The sequence below is a fragment of the Allofrancisella inopinata genome (genome assembly GCF_012222965.1).
GTDB classification, from domain to species: Bacteria; Pseudomonadota; Gammaproteobacteria; order Francisellales; family Francisellaceae; genus Francisella; species Francisella inopinata.
Map to the genome: position 1 here is coordinate 380,556 of NZ_CP038241.1, position 17,542 is coordinate 398,097.

Sequence of the window (17,542 nt, forward strand, 5' to 3'; positions counted from 1 at the left end):
GAAGCATAGTCATTTATTACACTTGACTAAAATCAAGGTAAACAAAAGTAAGTAGATTATACTCTCATGTAAAAGGGACTGTTGCAAACTAAAATTATATGTTTCTAACTGTGTTAAAAATATTCTCAAAATGATCATTTACTATATGTAAACTGCGCTTTTTCGAATATTTTTGCCTTGTTACCTCCCATCTGATTCCAGCTTGCAACAGTCCCTAAAATGCGGTTATATGCCTGACTTTAAGACAGTACTAAGTGGTTTTCAAAGTACTAAGGAGTGGTTGGTGGTGCAAAAAAAAGTAAATATCGCAGTTTCTGGTGAGCGATTAAAAGGTATACTTACGATTCCGGAAAAAGCATTAGGACTTATCTTATTTTCTCATGGCAGTGGTAGTGGTCGCTTGTCACCACGCAATCAATTTGTGGCAAGTATATTACAGCAAAGTGCTTTTGCAACATTATTAGTTGATCTTTTAACCGAAGAAGAAGATCAAATATATAAAAATAGATTTGATATTGAAAAACTAACAGAGCGTTTAATTGGTATAGTTGATTGGCTTACTATTAATTCTAGTACTCAGCATTTGCCAATAGGCCTATTTGGAGCTACCACAGGCGCAGCTGCCGCCTTAAAGTGTGCTGCTAAGCAAGAAAAACAAATCAAAGCTATTGTCTCACGCGGAGGCCGACCAGACCTAGCTATTCCAGATCTGACTCGGGTTAAAGCACCAACACTATTAATAGTTGGGGGAAACGACACGGAGGTTATAATGTTAAATAATCAAGCTTATCTAGCTTTAAACTGCACCAAGAGCTTGGAAATCGTTCCTCGAGCAACGCACTTATTTGAAGAACCCGGCACCTTGGAGAAAATGACTAATCTTACAATAGGGTGGTTTAAGCGTTTTTTACCATCTTATACCAATTCCAACATAAATTGTTGCATTTACCACAAAGGAGTTTATGACTAATTTAAGTTTTTGATGTGCAGGCAATAGCAGTAGCTATTGGCAAATATTAAAGGATTAAATTAGGTATGAAATACAAAGTTAGAAAGTACTAATATGTGTTGGAATTGGTATTAATTTAAAGTTTGTAAAAAGGAGGATATTGATATGAAAAAACCAACTTTGCTTTTAGTTACTAACACGGCTAAAGCAAAAGTCTATGATATAAATGGGTTTAAGTACTCCCGTATTGAGGAGTTAGAACATCCTCAGAGTAGGCTAAAAGCACAACAGTTAACTAGCGATAGTCCTGGTAATTACCAGTCCAGAAAATTTATTCCAGCATCTGACCCTCATAAGCAAGAGCATATTCATTTTGCAAAAGTGGTGGCAGAGTTTATTAAAGAAGTTGTAGATAAAAAGCATTACAAGCAGGTGATTTTATGTGCCGAACCTTATTTTTATGGTCTATTAAGACAATTTTTTACTTCTGTATTAAAATCTTTGGTGGTAAAAGTAATTGAAAAAGATTATATCCCTTTGCCAGAGCATAAATTAAATGAAACTATCGAGGCTATAATTCATGAACCTTTTTAAAAGCCGTGCTGACGCTGGTCAACGTTTAGCTGAAAAGCTAACAACTTATAAAGGTAAAGAGAATGTTTTAGTTTTGGCATTACCACGCGGCGGTGTGCCGGTTGCTTTTGAAATTGCTAATACACTGCAAATTCCAATGACTGTTTTTCTTGTAAGAAAACTTGGAGTTCCCGGTCATGAGGAATTTGCTATGGGAGCTATCTCTGAAGAAGATATCTGTATCCTTGATCATAGTTTAATCCAGCAGTTAAATATTCCTAAAGAGCAAATCCATAGAGTATTACAAAAAGAAAAACAAGAATTAGAACGGCGTTTAGATAAATATAGACAAAACAAAAAGTTACCACCCTTAAAAGATAAGATTATTATCTTAGTGGATGATGGTATAGCTACAGGCAACACACTTAAGGCAGCTGTTCAAGCTTTAAAAACTTTAAAGCCAAAAAAAATAGTTCTTGCTGCACCTGTAGCAAGTTCTGACAGCATCCAGAAACTTTCATTATTAGTAGATGAAATTATTTGCTTAGCAACTCCTGAACCTTTTTATGGTGTAGGACAATGGTATCGTAATTTTCAACAAACAACAGATGTAGAAGTGTTGCGATTACTTCAAAATTCACCAAAAAAATCAGCTGGAGGAAAGTTATGAGTACACAATCTAAAGTTATTTCCGACAAACTTATTAAGCTACTAAATGAAGAAATCATTGCTTTTGATATAAAAGAACAACCTTCTTATCAAGATCTTGCTAAGTTGATTGGAGATGCCCGTATTGTGCTTATGGGTGAAGCTACTCATGGGACATCAGAATTTTATCAAACGCGTATGGAATTAAGCAAATATCTTATCCGAGAAAAAGGATTTAAAGCAATAGCAATTGAAGGAGATTGGACTAGTGTATACCCTCTTCATTGTTATTGTAAAAGCTTAAGTAAGTTAAATAAAGCACAAGAGGCATTAAAGGCTTTTGATCGTTTTCCGAAATGGATGTGGTGTAACACTGATATGTTAAAATTTATCGAGCAGCTTAGACAATATAATGATAACTATGAAGATGAAGCAGATAAAATTGGTATCTATGGTTTAGATTTATATTGTTTAAATGAAGCTACACGAGCAATTATTAATTACCTGCAGCAGCACGATCCTGAGGCTGCGGAGATGGCAGCTAAACGTTATGCTTGTTTTGGCCAGGTACAGATGGATCCTCAATTTTATGGTTATGCAGTTGAAAAACATTTGAGAGAAGCTTGTTTAGATGAAGTTACTACTCAACTATTGGAAACTTATCGTAGTGCTTACCAAAACTTAAACATAGATACTACTTTTGACTTTAAAGAACAGCAATTCTATATGACACAAAACGCCCGCGTTGTTAAAAATGCAGAAAACTATTATAGAACTATGTTTGAGTCTCAAGCTAGTACTTGGAATATTCGTGACCAACATATGGCAGATACTTTGCAAAACATTATATCGCATATAGAAACATTAACTAATAAGCCTGCCAAAGTAATTGTGTGGGCACATAATTCACATATAGGAGACGCCCGAGCAACAGAAATGTCTGAGCATGGAGAGATAAATTTAGGTCAGCTAGTCAGGGAGCGTTTTAATACAAATAGCTTTTTATTGGGTTTCTCTACTGCTACTGGTGTGGTAACAGCAGCTAGTAGATGGGGAGCAAAAGCGGAGGCTAAAACTATTAATTCTCCTTTAAAGGGCAGCTATGAATGGTTTTTCCATCAACTTGATGAAAAACAATTTTTGTTAAACTTACGTGAAGAAACTCATCTAACACATTTGCTTAAATTGCCTTTGTTACAGCGAGCGATAGGGGTTATTTACAGTCCTGAAACAGAGCGTATGAGTCATTATTACTTCTCACGCTTACCCTACCAGTTTGATGCTTTGATCCACCTTGATCATACAGAAGGAGTCATGCCATTTGATAGTTAACTTATATGGCAAAAGTATATACGTCTGGAAAGTTTGGCAATATATATTACAGAAAAGATTATAAAGGACATTGTATTACAGATTACTTTTTTTCTTGTTTATGAAAATTAAAGCCAAATATCTATAACGTTTTACTTGACACCATATTATATCTATATATAATAACCATTCACATGGTTTAGGAGAGGTGGCCGAGAGGCTGAAGGCGCTCCCCTGCTAAGGGAGTATAGGCTTTAAACCCTATCACGGGTTCGAATCCCGTCCTCTCCGCCATTTCGATTTCATATCGGGTGCTTAGCTCAGCTGGGAGAGCATCGCCCTTACAAGGCGAGGGTCGGGGGTTCGAACCCCTCAGCACCCACCATAAAGAATGGTGATAGAAAGATTATTCTTTAAAAATACATTTACATCTTGATTTTCGCCCCCACCATTTTTTCTGACAATTGACAATTGACAATTGAGCGATTATTATCTCTTTTTTTAAATAAAAGAGAGATATTGTAAATAATGAAAAAATTGTCGATACTTGCTGGAATATTTGCTGGACCAGTTATTTTATCTAGTTGTGTTAAGGAGAGTCAGCAAAGGCTGGAATTTCAAATTATCCACCAGTGTAATGGAACAGTTTGTTCTATAAGCCTCACACCTGTTTCACAAGTAGTTCAAGAAAGTTTTTTAGGGTCTACTCATGTCGTCAAATCACAAAAATTATTGGCTGATTCATATAATATCCAGTGGAATGGTATATCAAATTTTGCGGATAATTCAATACTTGCCCCTCTAGGACTAAATAGCTGTGGGGGAGGGGTTTGTTCAGATACATCTAATCCTACCGCAGGTGTGTTTACTGCTGGGGAGGGTGTTAATATATCATTAAGTGGCACGGTAACTGTAAATGGCACAACATATAACCTTGAAGATGAAACCGTGCAAGGAGGCAGTTTTGTGGTTGATGATACTCAGTTGAGTAACGATACCCTAGAGCTTGAGTATCCTAATGCAAATACAGGGTCAGGATCGGCAGTATTAAATAATGTTGAATACAGCTGGGACTCTTTAACTAAAAAGCTAGAGGTTAGGTGTTCTCAAGGATATGGATATGTTTTTGAGGCAGCATTCAATGCTATCAATAATCGTCAGACGGGATATAATATATCAAGCAGTAATGGTAGCATATATCCAAGAACAGAAATTATTTTAGGAGATAATCAATCAGCACCTACTTCCATGACAAACGGTCAAAATAGATATTGGATTGAAAACTCTAATAATAGTAATCAGGATATGAATATATATATTACATGTGTGCCTAATTCTACGGATGGGGAGTGGACAGTTTCTACCTAGTTAGTTGAGATCTATCCAGTCGATATTTGGACTGGAGCACCTTTTTTTAAGGGTGGTCTATTTTTAGAAGAATCCCAATTACTTAAAAATCCATATAAAATAGCAAATATACCTGCGGTGATTGTACAAGGGCATTATGATATGGCTTGGCCAGCTGCAAAATTAGAAATAATTCCAGATGCAGGACACTCAATAAGTGAACCTGGAATTATAGAGGCTTTAGTTAAAGCAACGGATAGTTTTGTAATATAATTAAAAAAGCTATAAAAAATAAGCATACTTAATCATTCATGATTTAAAACTTTAGTTATTTTATACATTCTTTTAATTTAAGCGAGTTTTTTAGAAAAACTCGAAAAACCACATTTTTTTCATAAAAAGCTCTTGCGTTGAGAGAGGGAGGTGTGTATTATATGTCTTCACTGGCTGACGGGTGATGTTAGCGGTAGAGAGGGGCTTGATGCCTGGAGATATTTAAGAGATATATTAAATACAAACACTTTGTTGAAGAATTTGAGTTTAGTGATTGAGTCAGAGAATTAGATTAAACTGAAGAGTTTGATCCTGGCTCAGATTGAACGCTGGTGGTATGCTTAACACATGCAAGTCGAACGGTAGCAGGTCTTCGGATGCTGACGAGTGGCGGACGGGTGAGTAACGCGTAGGAATTTACCCATTTGAGGGGGATACCAGTTGGAAACGACTGTTAATACCGCATAATATCTGAGGATTAAAGGTGGCAACTTGTTGCTGCCGCGAATGGATGAGCCTGCGTTGGATTAGCTAGTTGGTAGGGTAAGGGCCTACCAAGGCGACGATCCATAGCTGATTTGAGAGGATGATCAGCCACATTGGGACTGAGACACGGCCCAAACTCCTACGGGAGGCAGCAGTGGGGAATATTGGACAATGGAGGAAACTCTGATCCAGCAATACCATGTGTGTGAAGAAGGCCTTAGGGTTGTAAAGCACTTTAGTTAGGGAGGAAGGTCTATTAGTTAATAGCTAATGGAATTGACGTTACCTAAAGAATAAGCACCGGCTAACTCCGTGCCAGCAGCCGCGGTAATACGGGGGGTGCAAGCGTTAATCGGAATTACTGGGCGTAAAGGGTCTGTAGGTGGTTTGATAAGTCAGATGTGAAAGCCCAGGGCTCAACCTTGGAACTGCATTTGATACTGTCAAACTAGAGTATGGTAGAGGAATGGGGAATTTCTGGTGTAGCGGTGAAATGCGTAGAGATCAGAAGGAACACCGATGGCGAAGGCAACATTCTGGACTAATACTGACACTGAGGGACGAAAGCGTGGGGATCAAACAGGATTAGATACCCTGGTAGTCCACGCTGTAAACGATGAGTACTAGCTGTTGGGTTCGGTGTAAAGGGCCTAGTGGCGTAGCTAACGCGATAAGTACTCCGCCTGGGGACTACGGCCGCAAGGCTAAAACTCAAAGGAATTGACGGGGACCCGCACAAGCGGTGGAGCATGTGGTTTAATTCGATGCAACGCGAAGAACCTTACCTGGTCTTGACATCCACAGAACTTTTCAGAGATGAATTGGTGCCTTCGGGAACTGTGTGACAGGTGCTGCACGGCTGTCGTCAGCTCGTGTTGTGAAATGTTGGGTTAAGTCCCGCAACGAGCGCAACCCCTATTGATAGTTACCATCATTAAGTTGGGTACTCTATTGAGACTGCCGCTGACAAGGCGGAGGAAGGTGGGGACGACGTCAAGTCATCATGGCCCTTACGACCAGGGCTACACACGTGCTACAATGGGTATTACAGAGGGCTGCCAAACCGCGAGGTGGAGCGAAACTCAGAAAGGTACTCTTAGTCCGGATTGTTCTCTGCAACTCGAGAGCATGAAGTCGGAATCGCTAGTAATCGCGAATCAGAATGTCGCGGTGAATACGTTCCCGGGTCTTGTACACACCGCCCGTCACACCATGGGAGTGGGTTGCTCCAGAAGTAGATAGCTTAACGGATGGGCGTTTACCACGGAGTGATTCATGACTAGGGTGAAGTCGTAACAAGGTAGCCGTAGGGGAACCTGCGGCTGGATCACCTCCTTAAAGGAAATACGAAAAGAATAATAAGAATAGAGCTTAATTGCTAATTCAGATGAATTGATAGAGTGTTTGTAGCTAATATATTTTAGTGTAAATAAGATACGGGTCTGTAGCTCAGTTGGTTAGAGCGCACCCCTGATAAGGGTGAGGTCGGTAGTTCAAGTCTACTCAGACCCACCATTTTTTTTGGGGCCATAGCTCAGCTGGGAGAGCACCTGCTTTGCACGCAGGGGGTCAGCGGTTCGATCCCGCTTGGCTCCACCAATATTTTATTTGCATGAATATAGAGATATTTAACAATTTAGTATAGAAATAGACTTAAGAGAATAAGTGCAAGCGGTGGATGCCTTGGCATTCAGAGGCGAAGAAGGACGTGTTAGTCTGCGATAAGTCTGGGGTAGCTGACAAATAAGCGTTGATCCCGGAATTTCCGAATGGGGGAACCCGGCTGGAGCAGTCCAGTCACTTTATCTGATATAAGATAGAGAGCGAACGAGGGGAACTGAAACATCTAAGTACCCTTAGGAAGAGAAATCAATTGAGATTCCCATAGTAGTGGCGAGCGAAGTGGGAAGAGCCTGGTATGATATAATTTTAATTATAGTAGAACAAGTTGGGAAGCTTGACGATAGAGGGTGATAGTCCCGTATACGAAATGATTAAGATGGAACTAAGCATACGAACAAGTAGGACGGGGCACGAGAAACCTTGTTTGAACATGGGGGGACCATCCTCCAAGGCTAAATACTCCTGAATGACCGATAGTGAACTAGTACCGTGAGGGAAAGGTGAAAAGAACCCTAATAAAGGGAGTGAAATAGAATCTGAAACCGCTTGCATACAAGCAGTAGGAGCATGATTTAGTCATGTGACTGCGTACCTTTTGTATAATGGGTCAGCGAGTTACTTTTAGTGGCGAGGATAACTGAATAAGGGATCCGTAGCGAAAGCGAGTTTTAATAGGGCGACTAGTCGCTAGGAGTAGACCCGAAACCGGCGCGATCTATCCATGGCCAGGTTGAAGGTTAGGTAATACTAACTGGAGGACCGAACCCGGTACTGTTGCAAAAGTATGGGATGAGCTGTGGATCGGAGTGAAAGGCTAATCAAGCACGGAGATAGCTGGTTCTCCCCGAAAACTATTTAGGTAGTGCCTCGTGAATTGACTGATTGGGGTAAAGCACTGTTTCGACTAGGGGGCTTTTACGAGCTTACCGACTCGATGCAAACTCAGAATACGATCAAGTTTTATCACGGGAGACACACGGCGGGTGCTAAGGTCCGTCGTGGAAAGGGAAACAGCCCAGACCGCCAACTAAGGTCCCTAAGTCATAGCTAAGTGGGAAACGAAGTGGGAAGGCCCAGACAGCCAGGAGGTTGGCTTAGAAGCAGCCATCCTTTAAAGAAAGCGTAATAGCTCACTGGTCGAGTCGGCCTGCACGTAAGATTTAACGGGGCTAAGCTATGCACCGAAGTTGCGGAATATATTTAATATATTGGTAGGGGAGCGTTCTGTAAGCCGATGAAGGTGAATTGAGAAGTTTGCTGGAGGTATCAGAAGTGCGAATGCTGACATGAGTAACGTAAAATAAGTGAGATTCTTATTGGCCGAAAACCCAAGGATTCCTACGCAATGTTAATCAACGTAGGGTAAGCCGGCCCCTAAGGCGTAGCTGAAGAGTGAAGTCGATGGGAAACAGGTTAATATTCCTGTGCTGCTTATATGAACGAAGGAGGGACGGAGAAGGCTAGGTAGGCTTGGCGCATGGTTGTCCAAGTGAAAGTAAGTAGGTAGAGTTATTAGGCAAATCCGGTAACTTGATAATCTGAGATACGAGACGAAGCCAAATTTATTTGGCGAAGCTACTGATGCCCTGCTTCCAGGAAAAGCTTCTAAGTATATTGTATAAGTAACCGTACTGTAAACCGACACTGGTGGGTAGGTAGAGAATACTAAGGCTATGAGAGAACTCTGGTGAAGGAACTAGGCAAAATGACACCGTAACTTTGGAAGAAGGTGTGCCCTTAATGGTGAAGTACTTGCTACGTAAGCTGTTGAGGGTTGCAAATACCAGGTGGCTGCGACTGTTTATCAAAAACACAGCACTCTGCGAACTCGAGAGAGGAAGTATAGGGTGTGACGCCTGCCCGGTGCTGGAAGGTTAATTGAAGGGGTTAGCTTAGGCGAAGCTCTGGATCGAAGCCCCAGTAAACGGCGGCCGTAACTATAACGGTCCTAAGGTAGCGAAATTCCTTGTCGGGTAAGTTCCGACCTGCACGAATGGCGTAACGATGGCCACACTGTCTCCACCAGAGGCTCAGTGAAATTGAAATCGCTGTGAAGATGCAGCGTACCCGCGGTTAGACGGAAAGACCCCGTGAACCTTTACTATAGCTTTGCACTGGACTTTGATCATTTATGTGTAGGATAGGTGGGAGACTAAGAAGCATGGTCGCTAGATCATGTGGAGTCGACCTTGAAATACCACCCTTGAATTATTGAAGTTCTAACTCAGTTGAAAGACGAGGACAGTGTATGGTGGGTAGTTTGACTGGGGCGGTCTCCTCCTAAAGAGTAACGGAGGAGTACGAAGGTGCACTCGGTATGGTCGGAAATCATACCAAGAGTATAAAGGCAAAAGTGCGCTTGACTGCGAGAGTGACGGCTCGAGCAGGTACGAAAGTAGGTCTTAGTGATCCGGTGGTTCTGTATGGAAAGGCCATCGCTCAACGGATAAAAGGTACTCCGGGGATAACAGGCTGATTCCTCCCAAGAGTTCATATCGACGGAGGAGTTTGGCACCTCGATGTCGGCTCATCACATCCTGGGGCTGAAGCAGGTCCCAAGGGTATGGCTGTTCGCCATTTAAAGTGGTACGCGAGCTGGGTTCAGAACGTCGTGAGACAGTTCGGTCCCTATCTGCCGTGGGCGTTAGAGATTTGAGAAGAGTTGCTCCTAGTACGAGAGGACCGGAGTGAACGAACCACTGGTGTTCCGGTTGTTTCGCCAGAAGCATTGCCGGGTAGCTACGTTCGGACGGGATAACCGCTGAAAGCATCTAAGCGGGAAGCCTCCTTCAAGATTAGATCTCTCAGGTTTAAAACCTGTAAGGAACGTTGGAGACTACGACGTTGATAGGCTGGGTGTGGAAGTGCAGTAATGTATGTAGCTTACCAGTACTAATGATCCGAGAGACTTAAGTCTATTTCTATGCTGAATTGTTAAATATCTTTATAATCCAAAACTCAAGTTTTGGCGATGATAGCTTGTAGGAACCACCTGATCCCTTTCCGAACTCAGAAGTGAAACTACAACACGCCGATGATAGTCTGGCTCTTGCCCAGGTGAAAGTAGGTAGTCGCCATCTTTTTTATTCTAAGAGAAGTTTTTAAATAATTTTTAAAAACACTTTAAATAGCTAGCAAAATTTCAAACTCCTAATATTGTTTAGCTATAAAGTATTAGCTATAATATTAAAACTTTTTGTTAAAATTTAATGCTGTTAGATGAAAAAAATAATATTGGGTGTTATAGTAATAAGTGTCATGGTTCTTGCAGGATGCATAAAACAGGAAGAAGCAGGAAGTTCATCACAAGCTATTAGAGGAGCTTTTACTGGCTCTGGTCAGGGAACAGCTTTAGGGGCTATATTTATAGTTATATCCACGTTAATTAAATTTGATTGCCCTGGTGGTTATATTATTCCTAAATCTTTAATTGATAATCCGCCACCATTTAATGGATCTGTAAATATAACTTACACTGGTGCAAATAATATTAGAATCTTAAATGTTCAGATCAATCCTTCTATTACACCACCTACTGGCGATGCTACTGCTTTTTTAGATATATCAACAGGAGATAGAGCAAGTATAGATTTAACTGGAAGCTTTGCAGAAACATGGTGTGTACCTATATTATCAGCTAAGAATTTTACAGTTTCTTAGGGAATCCTTATCTGTATTACTTCTAGTCCAGTATTTCATTTACTATAACCTATTATGTATAAAAGTAATACTAGTTGAAACAAGCTTAAAACAAAGCTATTTGACGAGATTGAGTGCTCTAGCACTTCGACTTCGCTCAATGACTTCCTGACGCGCAATTGTAATACCAATTCCAACATAAATTGATGCATTTATCACAAAGGAGTTTATGACTAATTTAAGTTTTTGATGTGCAGTTAATAGTAGTGGCTATTGGTAAATATTAAAGGATTAAATTAGGTATGAAATACAGTTAGAAACATATAATTTTAGTTTGCAACAGTCCCTTAATGGTTAGGTTATATTATTAAAGAAGTCCTCGAAGAGTAAGTTTTATGTTTGTAAATTTAATAAGCTTTTTATACTAGTATGTAGCCTACAGGGTTATCGGGACATTCATGTAAGCCACATTGAAAGAATGTAGAAGCTATATTAGCGAAAATTATTATTGCAAATAATATAAAAGCTACATGGGTGAAAATTCTAATTTTTTTATTTTTAGCTTCAGCAGTTTCTTGAGGAGGCTTACGAATTTCGTACTGTTGTGGATATGATAAAATAATAGCTATATAAATAATTGCGATCATAGAAATTACAAAAACCCAACTGTACATATGCATACCTAATATTTTTGAGCCAAACCCTACTGGATCGGTAATATGTAGAGCTATTTGTCTAAGTGCAACAAAGGCAGTAAATACTGCTGCTAATAATGATAAAGCATAATGGCTTGGACGAACATGATAGTGCATATTTAATAAAAAACCAAAGCCAATGGCTAATAAACCAAGTCTTTGTAATAAGCATAAAGGGCAAGGGATTTCATTCATAACAAATTGAAAGAAAAAAGCCATAAGAATTATGATAGTTATACCTGTAACTTCTATTGCACTTAAAGTTTTAATTAAATCGTTAAGGGTTATTTTTTTCATAGCTTGTTCCTTATAGGTATATAGATAAGTGATCAGTTGCATGATGTAAGAATGTCGCCCCAGCAACGATAAGGAAAATGCTAAATACTATTACTCCCCATCTACGGTTAAACCAAGCTATGACTGCAGAGGTAAATAAAAATATAAAACTAATTAAAATACCAGGCATAATAATTTCTCCTAATTTACATAATAAACAGAGAAAATCATAGCATTTAAATTTTTTTAATACAATTTGCTGGAGTCAATTAGTTGATTTTAGTAACTAAAAAGTGTATTTCATACCGCTATCTAGTATCATGATGAGGATATTATAGGATCTATCTGGGGGCAAGGTTTTTAGAAGTTGGTTAGCTATAAGATAGTTAGCACCGCTGCTGTGTCCAGCATATATTCCTTGCTCTTTAGCTAGATCGTTACAAGAATTAAAAGCTTGGACATCATCAAATTGTATTACTTCATCAATATAAGATAAATCCATAGATTGGCAAAAAACCGGATTGCCTGGACCTTCGACTTTATAGCTATGTATATTTTCTTGGATAGGCTTTCCATAGTTGAAGATATCATAATAGACAGAACCTTTAGGATCTGGCATTATTACTTTAGCGTCTGGAAAATGTTCTTTAATCTTTTTAGCACATCCAGTAATAGTGCCACCGGAGCCTCCGACAGTGATAAAATAATCTAGAGATAAATTATTTTTAGTGAAGAAATCTACAATTTCTTGTCCAGTAGTTTCATAATGGCAAAGTGTATTTAGCTTATTATCATATTGGTTAATTAAGATACCATCAATTTCTTTGGCTATTTCTTTAGCTCTATTAACATAAAATTCTGGATCTTTGTAGTCAGAAGTATTTTTGCAAACCGTTAGTTTAGCACCTAATTTTTCAATCATAACTCTTTTTGTGGGACCAGTTTTTTCTGGGCAAGTTATATAAACAGGATGGTTATATAGCTTGCCTAAAGCTGCTAAAGATGTTCCCATGTTTCCTGAACTTGCTTCTACGAGAGCTTGATTGGGTTTAAGTTGTTTACTGTTAATTAACTCTTGTATTATATATTTAGCTACACGATCTTTTATACTACCTGTAGGGTTAAGCCATTCACATTTCGCAAAAAGATGGTGTTTGTTATTAGGTGCTTTAAGTTTAATGATAGGAGTATTACCTATTAAAGATAACATTTTAATTAATTATTTTTTTTGGGTTGAGCAATTGTAACAAAATTTATGCTATATTGGAGGATTATCTAAAGTATTTTGTTTAAATAAGAAAAAAATTCTATGGTAATTGAAAAAGTAGTTATAACAATCCTTTACTTATGCACTCAGAAAATAAACAGCTTACGTAAGTAGATTAAAAATTATAGGTCATGCTAACTTATTTGTTACATCACCTACTAAATTTTTATCCATGACAGAAATAGTTTTTATTGGGGTTCCATCTTTTAAATTAGCCTTATTTAAGTCAATGTATACTCTGTTGCTGGTTAAAGTATCAGTTATATATAGCTTATTTTCACCTAAAGAAATTACACTTTTCCATTGTGTTGGCCATTTGTCTAAAAGACTGGGGTTATTAAAATTTTCATCTTTATAACCTTTAGTGAAAGGAACAGATACAAAGTCCATAGCAGCAAATAGGTAGTTTACAGCTTGTTCTGGGGTTTCTGCTACTGGTAGGTTGTCATTTATGAAAGATGCTCGTATAAACCTATATGTTGAATTAGCACCGCCAGGAAGCTGATCGATGTTATAAAAATTAAGTTCTTTAGCTTTTTCTAAATTCTTAAGTTGTTGATAATAACTAGGTTCATTACTAATAGTTTTAACATTTTTATGCACAGTAATCTTTCCATTTATATATTCTATTAGAGCACTATCACCAGTTTTATCCTCGATCATATAATGAACTGGTATGTATGACTCTTTTCCATTTATGCTTATAGGAGGATTATATATTTGGTATTTGTCCAAATTATCTAATACTTCTTGTACGCTTGCAAAATTTCCAAGAACATATCTCACCCAGAATAATCCATTTACTCCAGGCTGGGAGGTGTGTCTCTTGGGTTGTTTGGTGTCACCTAAATATAAAAGGTGAGCAGCAAGTCCTTTCTCATTTAGTCCTTCACCAGTTAGATTATTTAAATTTGTTTCATCAATTGAGACATAACCATATTTACTTGTCCAAGTCAGAGAATTTTTTTTAAGCCCACCATCTTGTTTTAAGCCTCTAGGATACACAGTAAGGTTTGGTTGTAAGTCTATAAACATATCCATAGTTCTAGCTGTATACACACCTATTTTATCTCCAAAGTCATGATTTAATTCAGAACACGCGAAGCTATAGGTAGTGATTAACACGTTAGAGATTAAAATTAAGGCAGTAATTAGTTTTTTCATTTTTACTTTCCCTAGCAAAAGGTAGTCAAGTAAAGAGTTTTATTTACCAATACAAAAGCTTGAGAAAATTTCTCCTAATAAATCATCAGAACTAAATTTACCAGTTATAGAGTTTAAATACTCTTGAACGATGAGTAATTCTTCAGCAATAAGCTCACCATTACCTAATGATAATTGTTTTTTTGCTAAATTGATGTGTTGAAAAGCTTTATCAATTGCTGTCATATGTCTTTCTCTGGCTGTATAAATGCTTTCATTTTGGTTTATAAACCCGACTTTCTTAAGGATACACTCTTTTAACTCATTAATCCCAATATTTTTTTCAGCAGATATATAAATATGATTTTCAGAGTTTTGGGGAATTGTATCTAGTAAATCTATTTTATTATGCACGTAGGTTATATTTATGTTTTGTGGAATTTGATTATAGAATTCAGGGATAATTTCTTTTATATCACTAAAATTAACTCTACTGTTTATATAATCATCAGTGACAAAAAGTATTTGATCAGCCTCTTGAATTTTTTTTATAGCTCTTTTAATACCTTCACTTTCTATAATATCGTCACTGCTTCTAAGCCCTGCAGTATCAATTATATGCATTGGTACACCATTTATTTGGATATGCTCTTTTACAATGTCTCTAGTAGTACCAGCTATAGAGGTTACAATAGCAGTTTCCTTTCCGGCAAGAGCATTCAAAAGACTAGATTTACCAGCATTTGGTTTGCCAACTAAAATTATAGTTATACCTTCAGCAAGTATAACACCTTGTTTACAGCTATTTTTAACAGTTAAAATAGCGTTATAGATTTGTTCTAAACTATTATATATTTTTTGGTCTTCTAAAAAGTTTATTTCTTCTTCTGGGAAATCTATAGATGCTTCAACATACATTCTTAGGTAGATTAGTTTCTCTAGAAGGCTATTTATTTCTTTAGAAAATTCTCCTTGTAGAGATTTGGCGGCGGATTTGGCAGCTAATTCTGATGAAGCATTAATTATATCAGCTACTGCTTCAGCTTGGGCTAAATCAAGTTTGTTATTTAAAAAAGCCCTTTCTGTAAATTCACCAGCTTTGGCCATTCTTGCTCCATGATGAATAGCTGCTTTGATAATTAAATTAAGAATAAATGGGTTTCCATGTGCTTGAATTTCAACAACATCTTCTCCTGTATATGAGAAAGGGGAGTTAAAAAATATTGCAATACCATTATCTATTCTTTCATCTTGGTGATAAAGATTGCAAAAAGTAGCATAACGAGGGGTTAGTTTTTTACGAGTGATCCTCTGGGAGATATTTAGAGCATCTGTTCCAGAGATTCTTATAATTCCTATCCCGCCTGTACCTTGTGGAGTTGCTATTGCAACAATAGTATCTTTTGTTGACATGGTTATTTTAAATTTTTTAGATTATTGAAGGGATCATTATTTTCTTCTTGATCTATAACTCTATCTTTTTTAGTTTTAAATTGCTTAAAAAACTCAGGATTTTCTTTTATTATTCTTCTTCTTAAGAAGAATGATGAAATCGTTAAGAATATAAGTAAAAAGATAAATAAAGGAGCAAATAGTATGAAAGATATAATAGCGGCAGCTATTAACCCTAAGGAAATTAAAATTTGTGAGACATTATTGTTCATCGCTTTTATTTAAAGTATTTAGCTTGTATAATATGAGTTCAAGTATATCACTTTGGTGATTATTAAAATAGAGCTACTATAGTAAAGTAAATAGTGGACTTAATATTTCAATTGTGGAGGTTTAAATGGATATTCAAATTACAGGTAGGCATGTAGAAGTTACTGATCCAATCAAAAAATACGTTGATGAAAAGATCGGTAAAATCGGGCATTATTTTGATAATATTACATCAACAAAGGTGATTCTAGCTGTTGAAAAAGAATATCAAGTAGCTGAAGCTATAGTTATAGTGCCTGGCAGTGAGTTTGTAGCCAAAGCTGAAGATAAAGATTTATATGCAGCTATAGACATGCTAGAAGGTAAGCTAGCTCGTCAACTTAAAAAACATAAGAATAAAATTAAATGTAACCATGGAGAATAATCTTTTCTAAGTAGTTTATTTTCCTTTCTTATGAATTTAAAGGCTTTAATAGATAGAAAAAATATTATCCTGAACCTTAACATTGAATCTAAAAAGAGATTGATTGAATTTTTTGCTAATAGGCTAGCAGACACTCATCCTGAGGTTGACGAAGATAATGTAATTCGTAGTGTTTACCAAAGAGAAAGGATCGGCAACACATATATAGGCAAAAATATTTATATTCCACATTGTAGAGTTGAGGGATTGATCACTACTAAAATAATTATTGCTACGCTAAAAAATAGCTACTACGATGATATAGTTAACGAAGAGATAAAAATAGCTGTTGGTGTGTTTTTCCCATATAAAATTTCAAAAATACATATAGAACTCCTAAAACAATTAGCATTTTATCTAAAAGATGTCCACATCCAGAAGTATTTTGAAGGTGCTGACAATGCCGATACATTATACAAATTGATTGTTAAAAATAATGATACCTAATAATTTACTCACTAATATCCGAATAGTTTTAGTTGAACCATCTCATAGTGGGAATATCGGATCTGCAGCAAGGGCTATGTTGAATATGGGTCTAACAAATTTATGGTTAGTTAACCCTAAGAAAGAAATTAATGAAGAAGCAAAAGCATTAGCATGTCATGCTTTAGAAGTTATCAATAACGTCAAAGCAGTAAATACTTTAGCAGAAGCCTTGGTTGGAGTAGATTATATAGTTGGAACCAGCGCTAGAGTTAGGCGAGTCTCCTTGCCAATAGAACCTATATCAAAAGTGGCTAGTAATGTTTTAAATAAGATAAAAGCTTCTAATGATAAAATAGCTATACTTTTTGGTAGAGAAAGGACAGGCTTATTAAATGAAGAATTGCTTATGAGTAATGTGCATGCATATATACCCTCTAATGAAGGGTATACATCGCTAAATCTAGCTCAAGCAGTACAGCTTGTGGCTTATGAAATATATAAACAAGCTCTTGATGTTTTAGATTTAAATGATGTACCAGATTATACTCATTTGCACAAAAAAGCATCTGCAAAAGAGCTACAAGGGTTTTATAAGCATATTGAAGAGATGATGGTAGCTACAGGATTTTTAGATAAAGATAGGCCTGGGTATGTTATGGATAAGGTTAAAAGGCTTTTTCAAAGAAGTGAATTAGAAAGTCAAGAAGTAAATATTTTACGAGGCTTCTTGAGTTCTATAAAAATGGATAATAGTTAAG

Annotated in this window: 16 protein-coding genes, 4 tRNA genes and 3 rRNA genes; 17 read left to right on the plus strand and 6 right to left on the minus strand. The window is 37.2% G+C overall.

Features of this window, described 5'->3' with window-relative positions:
* Nucleotides 1-286 precede the first annotated feature (286 nt).
* From E4K63_RS01720 to E4K63_RS01780, 14 genes are all read left to right on the plus strand, one after another.
* Nucleotides 287-970, plus strand: a complete 684-nt coding sequence (locus E4K63_RS01720) for a dienelactone hydrolase family protein (RefSeq protein WP_209451670.1) — start codon at nucleotides 287-289, stop codon at nucleotides 968-970.
* 144 nt (nucleotides 971-1,114) lie between these two features.
* A complete protein-coding gene (locus E4K63_RS01725) occupies nucleotides 1,115-1,543 on the plus strand; it encodes a host attachment protein (protein WP_133942049.1) in 429 nt (142 codons plus the stop codon).
* Nucleotides 1,530-2,192: a phosphoribosyltransferase gene (locus E4K63_RS01730; protein WP_039125575.1), complete on the plus strand. Its 663-nt coding sequence runs from the start codon at nucleotides 1,530-1,532 to the stop codon at nucleotides 2,190-2,192. Before E4K63_RS01725 ends, E4K63_RS01730 begins: the two co-directional genes overlap by 14 nt.
* Nucleotides 2,189-3,502: an erythromycin esterase family protein gene (locus tag E4K63_RS01735; RefSeq protein ID WP_133942048.1), complete on the plus strand. Its 1,314-nt coding sequence runs from the start codon at nucleotides 2,189-2,191 to the stop codon at nucleotides 3,500-3,502. Before E4K63_RS01730 ends, E4K63_RS01735 begins: the two co-directional genes overlap by 4 nt.
* A gap of 181 nt (nucleotides 3,503-3,683) precedes the next feature.
* Nucleotides 3,684-3,775, plus strand: a tRNA-Ser gene (locus E4K63_RS01740).
* Nucleotides 3,776-3,790: 15 nt separating this feature from the next.
* Nucleotides 3,791-3,866 (plus strand) — tRNA-Val (locus E4K63_RS01745).
* 143 nt (nucleotides 3,867-4,009) lie between these two features.
* Nucleotides 4,010-4,849, plus strand: coding sequence for a DUF3281 family protein (locus E4K63_RS01750; protein WP_133942047.1), 840 nt, complete (start codon nucleotides 4,010-4,012; stop codon nucleotides 4,847-4,849).
* Nucleotides 4,850-4,966: 117 nt separating this feature from the next.
* Nucleotides 4,967-5,101, plus strand: a complete 135-nt coding sequence (locus E4K63_RS08285) for a hypothetical protein (protein WP_279586413.1) — start codon at nucleotides 4,967-4,969, stop codon at nucleotides 5,099-5,101.
* Nucleotides 5,102-5,395: 294 nt separating this feature from the next.
* Nucleotides 5,396-6,925: ribosomal RNA gene (locus E4K63_RS01755) — 16S ribosomal RNA — on the plus strand.
* A 100-nt stretch (nucleotides 6,926-7,025) separates the two neighbouring features.
* Nucleotides 7,026-7,102: transfer RNA gene (locus E4K63_RS01760), tRNA-Ile, on the plus strand.
* A gap of 8 nt (nucleotides 7,103-7,110) precedes the next feature.
* Nucleotides 7,111-7,186: transfer RNA gene (locus E4K63_RS01765), tRNA-Ala, on the plus strand.
* A gap of 52 nt (nucleotides 7,187-7,238) precedes the next feature.
* Nucleotides 7,239-10,127, plus strand: a 23S ribosomal RNA gene (locus E4K63_RS01770).
* 47 nt (nucleotides 10,128-10,174) lie between these two features.
* Nucleotides 10,175-10,290, plus strand: a 5S ribosomal RNA gene (gene rrf / locus E4K63_RS01775).
* The 16S, 23S and 5S rRNA genes sit together here with 2 tRNA genes alongside, the layout of an rRNA operon.
* A 139-nt stretch (nucleotides 10,291-10,429) precedes the next feature.
* Nucleotides 10,430-10,870: a hypothetical protein gene (locus E4K63_RS01780; RefSeq protein WP_133942422.1), complete on the plus strand. Its 441-nt coding sequence runs from the start codon at nucleotides 10,430-10,432 to the stop codon at nucleotides 10,868-10,870.
* A gap of 398 nt (nucleotides 10,871-11,268) precedes the next feature.
* On the opposite strand, the gene E4K63_RS01785 is transcribed toward E4K63_RS01780, so the two are convergent.
* From E4K63_RS01785 to E4K63_RS01810, 6 genes are all read right to left on the minus strand, one after another.
* The gene (locus tag E4K63_RS01785; RefSeq protein ID WP_133942423.1) at nucleotides 11,269-11,841 is read right to left on the minus strand and encodes a disulfide bond formation protein B; all 573 of its coding nucleotides are present in this window, start codon (nucleotides 11,839-11,841) and stop codon (nucleotides 11,269-11,271) included.
* Between the two features lie 10 nt (nucleotides 11,842-11,851).
* Nucleotides 11,852-12,010 carry a DUF5993 family protein gene (locus E4K63_RS01790; RefSeq protein WP_166666918.1) on the minus strand — a complete coding sequence of 53 codons (159 nt, stop codon included), beginning with the start codon at nucleotides 12,008-12,010 and terminating at the stop codon, nucleotides 11,852-11,854.
* A 96-nt stretch (nucleotides 12,011-12,106) separates the two neighbouring features.
* Nucleotides 12,107-13,030 carry a PLP-dependent cysteine synthase family protein gene (locus E4K63_RS01795; protein ID WP_133942424.1) on the minus strand — a complete coding sequence of 308 codons (924 nt, stop codon included), beginning with the start codon at nucleotides 13,028-13,030 and terminating at the stop codon, nucleotides 12,107-12,109.
* Nucleotides 13,031-13,216: 186 nt separating this feature from the next.
* Nucleotides 13,217-14,251 carry a linear amide C-N hydrolase gene (locus E4K63_RS01800; RefSeq protein ID WP_133942425.1) on the minus strand — a complete coding sequence of 345 codons (1,035 nt, stop codon included), beginning with the start codon at nucleotides 14,249-14,251 and terminating at the stop codon, nucleotides 13,217-13,219.
* A gap of 39 nt (nucleotides 14,252-14,290) precedes the next feature.
* Nucleotides 14,291-15,643, minus strand: coding sequence for a tRNA uridine-5-carboxymethylaminomethyl(34) synthesis GTPase MnmE (gene mnmE, locus E4K63_RS01805; protein ID WP_133942426.1), 1,353 nt, complete (start codon nucleotides 15,641-15,643; stop codon nucleotides 14,291-14,293).
* A 2-nt stretch (nucleotides 15,644-15,645) separates the two neighbouring features.
* The gene (locus E4K63_RS01810) at nucleotides 15,646-15,894 is read right to left on the minus strand and encodes a hypothetical protein (protein ID WP_133942427.1); all 249 of its coding nucleotides are present in this window, start codon (nucleotides 15,892-15,894) and stop codon (nucleotides 15,646-15,648) included.
* Nucleotides 15,895-16,019: 125 nt separating this feature from the next.
* Between E4K63_RS01810 and hpf the strand changes: the two genes are divergently transcribed.
* Genes hpf through E4K63_RS01825 form a run of 3 tightly spaced genes read left to right on the plus strand, consistent with a single transcriptional unit; the run spans nucleotide 16,020 to nucleotide 17,541 of the window.
* On the plus strand, nucleotides 16,020-16,316 hold the full coding sequence (gene hpf, locus E4K63_RS01815; protein WP_133942428.1) for a ribosome hibernation-promoting factor, HPF/YfiA family: 297 nt from the start codon (nucleotides 16,020-16,022) through the stop codon (nucleotides 16,314-16,316).
* A 30-nt stretch (nucleotides 16,317-16,346) separates the two neighbouring features.
* Complete coding sequence (locus tag E4K63_RS01820; protein WP_133942429.1) at nucleotides 16,347-16,802, plus strand: PTS sugar transporter subunit IIA; 456 nt, start codon at nucleotides 16,347-16,349, stop codon at nucleotides 16,800-16,802.
* Nucleotides 16,792-17,541 (plus strand): RNA methyltransferase, encoded by a 750-nt coding sequence (locus E4K63_RS01825; RefSeq protein ID WP_133942430.1) that lies wholly within the window; start codon nucleotides 16,792-16,794, stop codon nucleotides 17,539-17,541. The genes E4K63_RS01820 and E4K63_RS01825 overlap by 11 nt, the downstream gene beginning before the upstream one ends.
* The last annotated feature ends 1 nt before the right edge of the window (nucleotide 17,542 follow it).

What these genes read in the sequence shown, in the direction of transcription:
- E4K63_RS01725 (WP_133942049.1), top strand. Translation starts at nt 1,115, where the DNA reads ATGAAAAAACCAACTTTGCTTTTAGTTACTAACACGGCTAAAGCAAAA.
- E4K63_RS01730 (WP_039125575.1), top strand. Translation starts at nt 1,530, where the DNA reads ATGAACCTTTTTAAAAGCCGTGCTGACGCTGGTCAACGTTTAGCTGAA.
- E4K63_RS01735 (WP_133942048.1), top strand. Translation starts at nt 2,189, where the DNA reads ATGAGTACACAATCTAAAGTTATTTCCGACAAACTTATTAAGCTACTA.
- E4K63_RS01750 (WP_133942047.1), top strand. Translation starts at nt 4,010, where the DNA reads ATGAAAAAATTGTCGATACTTGCTGGAATATTTGCTGGACCAGTTATT.
- E4K63_RS01780 (WP_133942422.1), top strand. Translation starts at nt 10,430, where the DNA reads ATGAAAAAAATAATATTGGGTGTTATAGTAATAAGTGTCATGGTTCTT.
- E4K63_RS01785 (WP_133942423.1), bottom strand. Translation starts at nt 11,841, where the DNA reads ATGAAAAAAATAACCCTTAACGATTTAATTAAAACTTTAAGTGCAATA.
- E4K63_RS01790 (WP_166666918.1), bottom strand. Translation starts at nt 12,010, where the DNA reads ATGCCTGGTATTTTAATTAGTTTTATATTTTTATTTACCTCTGCAGTC.
- E4K63_RS01795 (WP_133942424.1), bottom strand. Translation starts at nt 13,030, where the DNA reads ATGTTATCTTTAATAGGTAATACTCCTATCATTAAACTTAAAGCACCT.
- E4K63_RS01800 (WP_133942425.1), bottom strand. Translation starts at nt 14,251, where the DNA reads ATGAAAAAACTAATTACTGCCTTAATTTTAATCTCTAACGTGTTAATC.
- mnmE (WP_133942426.1), bottom strand. Translation starts at nt 15,643, where the DNA reads ATGTCAACAAAAGATACTATTGTTGCAATAGCAACTCCACAAGGTACA.
- E4K63_RS01810 (WP_133942427.1), bottom strand. Translation starts at nt 15,894, where the DNA reads ATGAACAATAATGTCTCACAAATTTTAATTTCCTTAGGGTTAATAGCT.
- hpf (WP_133942428.1), top strand. Translation starts at nt 16,020, where the DNA reads ATGGATATTCAAATTACAGGTAGGCATGTAGAAGTTACTGATCCAATC.
- E4K63_RS01820 (WP_133942429.1), top strand. Translation starts at nt 16,347, where the DNA reads ATGAATTTAAAGGCTTTAATAGATAGAAAAAATATTATCCTGAACCTT.
- E4K63_RS01825 (WP_133942430.1), top strand. Translation starts at nt 16,792, where the DNA reads ATGATACCTAATAATTTACTCACTAATATCCGAATAGTTTTAGTTGAA.